The organism is uncultured Thiodictyon sp., from assembly GCF_903828115.1.
Lineage (GTDB): Bacteria > Pseudomonadota > Gammaproteobacteria > Chromatiales > Chromatiaceae > Thiodictyon.
Window position 1 is genome coordinate 1 of sequence record NZ_CAIKKU010000706.1, and the last position, 5,148, is coordinate 5,148.

General features: G+C 71.1%; 5 protein-coding genes. 2 read left to right on the forward strand and 3 right to left on the reverse strand.

Annotation, left to right across the window (positions count from 1 at the left end):
* Positions 1-213: 213 nt before the first annotated feature.
* Positions 214-684, forward strand: a complete 471-nt coding sequence (locus QZY48_RS26565; protein WP_295436555.1) for a transposase — start codon at positions 214-216, stop codon at positions 682-684.
* Between the two features lie 70 nt (positions 685-754).
* Here QZY48_RS26565 and bchO read toward each other — a convergent pair whose 3' ends face one another.
* The 3 genes from bchO to bchI are packed head-to-tail and all read right to left on the reverse strand — an operon-like array spanning position 755 to position 4,583.
* Positions 755-1,648 (reverse strand): alpha/beta fold hydrolase BchO, encoded by an 894-nt coding sequence (bchO, locus tag QZY48_RS26570; protein ID WP_295436556.1) that lies wholly within the window; start codon positions 1,646-1,648, stop codon positions 755-757.
* Between the two features lie 2 nt (positions 1,649-1,650).
* Positions 1,651-3,546 (reverse strand): magnesium chelatase subunit D, encoded by a 1,896-nt coding sequence (locus QZY48_RS26575; RefSeq protein WP_295436558.1) that lies wholly within the window; start codon positions 3,544-3,546, stop codon positions 1,651-1,653.
* An 8-nt stretch (positions 3,547-3,554) separates the two neighbouring features.
* Positions 3,555-4,583, reverse strand: a complete 1,029-nt coding sequence (gene bchI, locus QZY48_RS26580; RefSeq protein ID WP_295436559.1) for a magnesium chelatase ATPase subunit I — start codon at positions 4,581-4,583, stop codon at positions 3,555-3,557.
* Between the two features lie 245 nt (positions 4,584-4,828).
* Here bchI and QZY48_RS26585 point away from each other — a divergent pair, with 245 nt between their 5' ends.
* On the forward strand, positions 4,829-4,999 hold the full coding sequence (locus QZY48_RS26585) for a hypothetical protein (protein WP_295436560.1): 171 nt from the start codon (positions 4,829-4,831) through the stop codon (positions 4,997-4,999).
* The last annotated feature ends 149 nt before the right edge of the window (positions 5,000-5,148 follow it).

The window sequence follows — 5,148 nt, forward strand, 5'->3', positions numbered from 1 at the left end:
GCTAAAGCCGCTCCCACAGCGCGGCTGAAGCCGCTTGTGGCAGCGCGGCTGAGGCCGCGCAATGGCATCGCGCGGCTGAGGCCGCCGCGGTGGGAGCGGCTTTAGCCGCGACGGGTAGCCGCACCCGCGACGCCTTGGTCTGAGGACTGTCGCGGCTGAAGCCGCTCCCACGGGCTATGCTTGCGCCTATCGATCATCGAGGAGCCGAAAGCGATGAACCCCAAGCGCTTGCCTCCCCACAGCAAGGACCTGCGCAAAGGCCGCGTCTCCGAGCGTGGCCGTGCCTATCACCTGCGCGCGTCCCTGGCCGACAATCGCCCGCTGTTCACCGATTTCCAACTGGGTCGCGAGGTCGTCCAGGCCATGCGCGCGCTGCACGAGCGCGGTGAGGTCGAGAGCCTCGCCTTCGTTGTCATGCCCACCCATCTGCATTGGCTGGTCGTGCTCACCGCCGACCGGGGGCTCGATGAGGTAATGCAGTCCCTGAAGGGCGCCGCGGCGCGGCGGATCAACCAACGGCTGGGGCGCACCGGGGTGCTGTGGCAGGATGGCTATTTCGATCATGCGCTGCGCCGCGACGAGGACCTGCGCGCGGTGGCCCGTTATATCGTCGGCAACCCGCTGCGCGCCGGTCTGGTGCAGCACCTGGGCGACTATCCGTTGTGGGACGCCAAGTGGCTCTAGGCCATCGCGTTGACTCGTCGCGGCTGAAGCCGCTCCCACAGCGCGGCTGAAGCCGCTTGCAGTGGGGCACTCACTGCGGTCCGAGCACTCCGAACCGCCCGGCGATGCCGCGGATGAGTGCCGCGACGGTCGCGGGCTCCTCCTCGTGCGCCAGGTGCCCGAGCGCGGGGATGGTTTCGACCTCGACCGACGGCAGCACGGCGCGCACACGCCTAGCCTCGGCGGGGCTGACGGTGCTGTCGCGTTCGGCGACCAGCATGACGAGCGGGGTGGTCAGGCGCGGCAGGTCGCGCTCCAGGGCGTCCAGGTCCCAGTTGGCCATCATGCCGATGGCGGCGGCGACATGGCCGGGGCTGACCACCAGGCGGCGGTAGAGGTCGACCCCGCGTTGGTCCAGGCGCGAGCCGGTGCTGTCGACCAGGTCCTGGACCCCGCCCGCGATCCCGGCGCGCCAGGCGAAGAATTTGGGGATCAGCGGATGGGTGGCGAAGAAGCGGGCGGCGGGGGCGAACCAGTGACCGGCCATGCCCCGCAGCGGCAGCAGGGCGCCGTTCTCGCTGATCAGGGCGCGCGGGGCGATGCAGTGGTCCAGGCACATCCGGGCGAGGATGGCGGCGCCGGCCGAGTGGCCGAGCACCAGGTCCGGCGTCACGCCCATGGTGTTCAACAGCGCCGAGAGGCTGGCGGCCATGCCGGGGAGCGACAGCCCTTCGTCGTCCTTGGGGTTGCCGGTGAAGCCGTGGCCGGGCAGGTCCGGGGCGATGACGGTGAAGTCTTCGGCCAGCAGCGGGGCCAGGTCGCGCCAGGAGTGGGTGGCGGAGCCGGTGCCGTGGACCAGGAGCAGGATGGGGCCGGCGCCCATCTCCTGGACGTGCCAGCGCAGGTCGCCGACCTCGATGAAACGGCTGGCCTCCCGGTTCGGCCAGTCGCGCCCTTCATTGTGCCATTCAGGCTTTTGATGCATGGCTAGAGTCCCGCCTTGGCCTTGACCGCCGCATTGAGCCGCCCGGCGTCGGCGTGCGGCAGCGGCATGTAGGTGGCGTCCATGGCCTCGGCCAGGGCCTTGGCCTGGGGGTGGGGGTGGTTGGAGGTGTCGACCACCATGGCGGCCACGCCGGCGGCGCGCACCAGACGGGCGACGATCAGCGCCTCCTCGGTCGCCTTGGGGCGCCCGCCCTCGCCGTTGCGGGCGACGTTGGCGCGCCCGTCGGTGAGCAGGACCAGCAGCGGGGTGCCGCCGCGGCGCTTGACGGCATCGGCGAGCGCGAGCCCCACCTCGATCCCGGAGGCGAGTGGGGTGCCGCCGCCGCCGGGCAGGTCCGCCAGACAGCGCTTGGTGCGCACCAGCGAGCGGGTCGGCGGGAGCAGCAGCTCGGCCATTTTCCCACGGAAGGCGACCAGGGCGACCCGGTCGCGGCGCACATAGCAGTCGGCCAGCAGGAGTTCCACCGCGCCCTTGGCCTCGCCCAGGCGGTGCAGGGCGGAGGAACCGGAGGCATCCACCACGAAGACGGCGGTGGTCTCGGAGCGGTGCTTGTACTTCTGTATCCGGAAGTCGTCCTTGCGCACCTCGATCCGGGGCATGACGACGGGCGCCGCCTTCTTGCGCCCGCCGCGTTTGACCGGGGCCGGGAGCGGCACCGCAAGCCGGTCGGGGGTCAGGCCGCGCTCGCGCTCGGCGCGGCGCACCCGCTGCCAGGGGGCGGCGGCGCGCAGGGTCTCGATCAGGTTCAGCCGGTCGCCGGGGCGCAGCTCGCCGCGGCGCACCCCGGCCGGGCGGCCGCGCATGTTGGCCTGCTGGACCTGGCCGGATTTACCGGTGCTGCGCACCTTGGCGCGGCGCATCTGGCCGAGCCGCAGCCGTTCCAGCAGGTCTTGCGGGATGGTCGCCTTGGTGGCGTCCAGGATCTGGTCCGCCAGCGGGTCGTTGCGCTGTTCCTGGTTGGCGTCGGACTCGCCGTCCTGGTCCGGTGGGGGCGGTTCCGGGGGCGGCGGTTCCTGGTCCGGCGGGGGCTCCATGGAGGGGAGTTGGGTCGCCCGCGGGGCCATCACCAGCCGGGCGGCGAGGTTGACCTGGCCGTCGGTGACCTCCGGGTCCCCGTCCAGGGCGGCGGCGATGCGTGCCACCCGCACCGCGTGCAGGGATGCGCGCAGCGAGTGGATGCCGAGCGCGAGCGCGGTTTCGCAGATGGCGTTGACCTGCGCCTCGCTGATGGTGACCTGGGGCAGGCGCTCGCGCGCGGCGACGATGTCGGCGACCGCGTAGGGGAGATCGCCCATGTCGCGCACGCCGATGGGGCTGAGATCCACCAGGAAGGCGAGGCGGTCGACCAGGGCGTCGGCGACCTGTTCGTCCTCGTTGCTGCCCTCGTCGAGCGCGATGACGCCCAGGCGCGCGGGGGAGCGCAGGGCAATCCCGTCGCGCTCCAGGACGACCTCACCGGTGTCCAGGGCCGCGCACAGGTAGGAGACGGGTGAGCCGCGCACGCGCTCGGCCATCGCCAGTTCCACCACGCCGCCGTGGGCCTCGGCCAGCAGTCCGTGCTCGGCGACCGGGCGCCCGGCGCGCAGGGTCGCCGTGAGGTCCAGGCCGCCCAGCAGGCGCCCGTCGGTCACATGCAGCGGGATCTTGCGCCGGTGCATGTCGGGCGGGAGCAGTTCCCGGGTGTCGGCGAGCCACTGGTCGCGCACCGGGCCGGGCAGGGCGCGCAGACAGACGCCGCCCACGCCGGACGGGTCCACCGCGAACAGGGTGGCGATCAGGGCGGCGTCGTCCCAGGGGTGGTAGCGCGGGGGTGCCGGTGGTGGCGCACTGCCGCCCATCGGGCTCTTGGCTAAGGGGTTGGCCGGAGGTGCGCTCATGCCGGCCATTATGCGGGAAAGAGTTCCTGCACCACCCGATCGACCCGGGCGGTGGAGCCGGACTCGTCCAGCGGGTCGCGCCGCAGCCGGTGGCGCAGGGCCGGGGGGGCGAGTCGGCGCAGGTGGGTAATCTCTACCGACTTGTCGCCTTCCAGGGCGGCCAGGGCGCGGCCGGCGCGGATCAGGGTCAGCTCACCGCGCAGGCCGTCGGTGCCGAGCGCCATGCACAGGCGCGCCGCCTGTTCCAGGGTCTGTTCCGAGACCTCGATCTCCGGCAGCAGGGCCTGGGCGTCGGTGATGCGCTTGCGGACCTTGGCGTCCTTGCGCTTCCACTTCTCGGCGAAGGCATTGGGGTCGCGTTCGTACTCGTCGCGCAGCCGCACCACCTGGACCCGGGTCGCCAGGTCCTGGGGCGTGCGGACCTCGACCGAGAGGCCGAAGCGGTCCAGGAGTTGGGGCCGCAGTTCGCCCTCCTCCGGGTTGCCGGAGCCGATCAGGACGAAGCGCGCCGGGTGGCGGACCGAGAGGCCCTCGCGCTCCACCAGGTTCTCGCCGGAGGCGGCGACGTCCAAGAGCGCATCCACCAGGTGGTCCTCCAGCAGGTTGACTTCGTCGATATAGAGGAAGCCGCGGTGGGCGCGGGCCAGGAGGCCGGGCTCGAAGGCCTTCTCGCCCCGGGTCAGGGCCATCTCCAGGTCCAGGGCGCCGATCACCCGGTCCTCGGTGGCGCCCAGCGGCAGGTCCACCACCGGCACCGGCACCTGCTTGGTCTTGAACGGGGTGTCACCGCGGTGCGCACGGCACTCGGCGCACAGCACGTCCGGTGCGGCGTCCGGGTCGCAGCCGTAGCGGCAGTCGGCGACCACCTTCATCTTGGGCAGGAGGGCGGCCAGGGCGCGGATGGCCGTGGACTTGCCGGTGCCGCGGTCGCCGAAGACCAGAACCCCGCCGATGCGGGAGTCGACGGCCCCGATCAGGAGCGCGAGCTTCATCTCTTCCTGGCCGACGATGGCGGAGAACGGGAATGGGACGGGCATATTTTGAGGTCTCGAGTCTCTGGTGTCAGGTGCGCGGGCTTGAAAGGGCGCCCATGGTAACCGGACGCGCGTCGCGATGGGACCCGAAAACCTGCCGAAAGGGGGTGTGTCAAGGTGGCGTGACACACTATACTGTAAATCTCACGAGACAGCGGCGCGACACTGTCGTAGCGCGCCGCCGCGTGACCCCAAAAATCCCAGCCCAGGGCCCGTGACGGCCCTTGTTCAACAACCGGAGTACATCGATGGTTCAGACCTACCGGGCGGACCTTCTCGCCGCCGACGCTGCGAAGGATACTGCCCCGATCGAGTTCAAGTCCTTTCTGGTGACCTGTACGCTCTGTTCCCTGGTGGGGTTGACCGTGCTGGCGATCCTGGCCCAGGCCCTGGTGTCCTTCCTGGCCCCGGCCGCGTAGGGTCCGCTGCGCGGACCTCCCCCGCCGCGAGAAACAGGTGCGATCAGAACTGATGTGGTGACCGAGATCCCGGGTAGGCTGTCGTTGTCGTTGTCGTTGTCGTTGTCGTTGTCGTTGTCGTTGTCGTTGTCGTTGTCGTAATAGAACAA

Excerpts from the sequence above, each read along its gene's own strand:
- QZY48_RS26565 (WP_295436555.1), top strand. The coding sequence starts at position 214 with ATGAACCCCAAGCGCTTGCCTCCCCACAGCAAGGACCTGCGCAAAGGC.
- bchI (WP_295436559.1), bottom strand. The coding sequence starts at position 4,583 with ATGCCCGTCCCATTCCCGTTCTCCGCCATCGTCGGCCAGGAAGAGATG.
- bchO (WP_295436556.1), bottom strand. The coding sequence starts at position 1,648 with ATGCATCAAAAGCCTGAATGGCACAATGAAGGGCGCGACTGGCCGAAC.
- QZY48_RS26585 (WP_295436560.1), top strand. The coding sequence starts at position 4,829 with ATGGTTCAGACCTACCGGGCGGACCTTCTCGCCGCCGACGCTGCGAAG.
- QZY48_RS26575 (WP_295436558.1), bottom strand. The coding sequence starts at position 3,546 with ATGAGCGCACCTCCGGCCAACCCCTTAGCCAAGAGCCCGATGGGCGGC.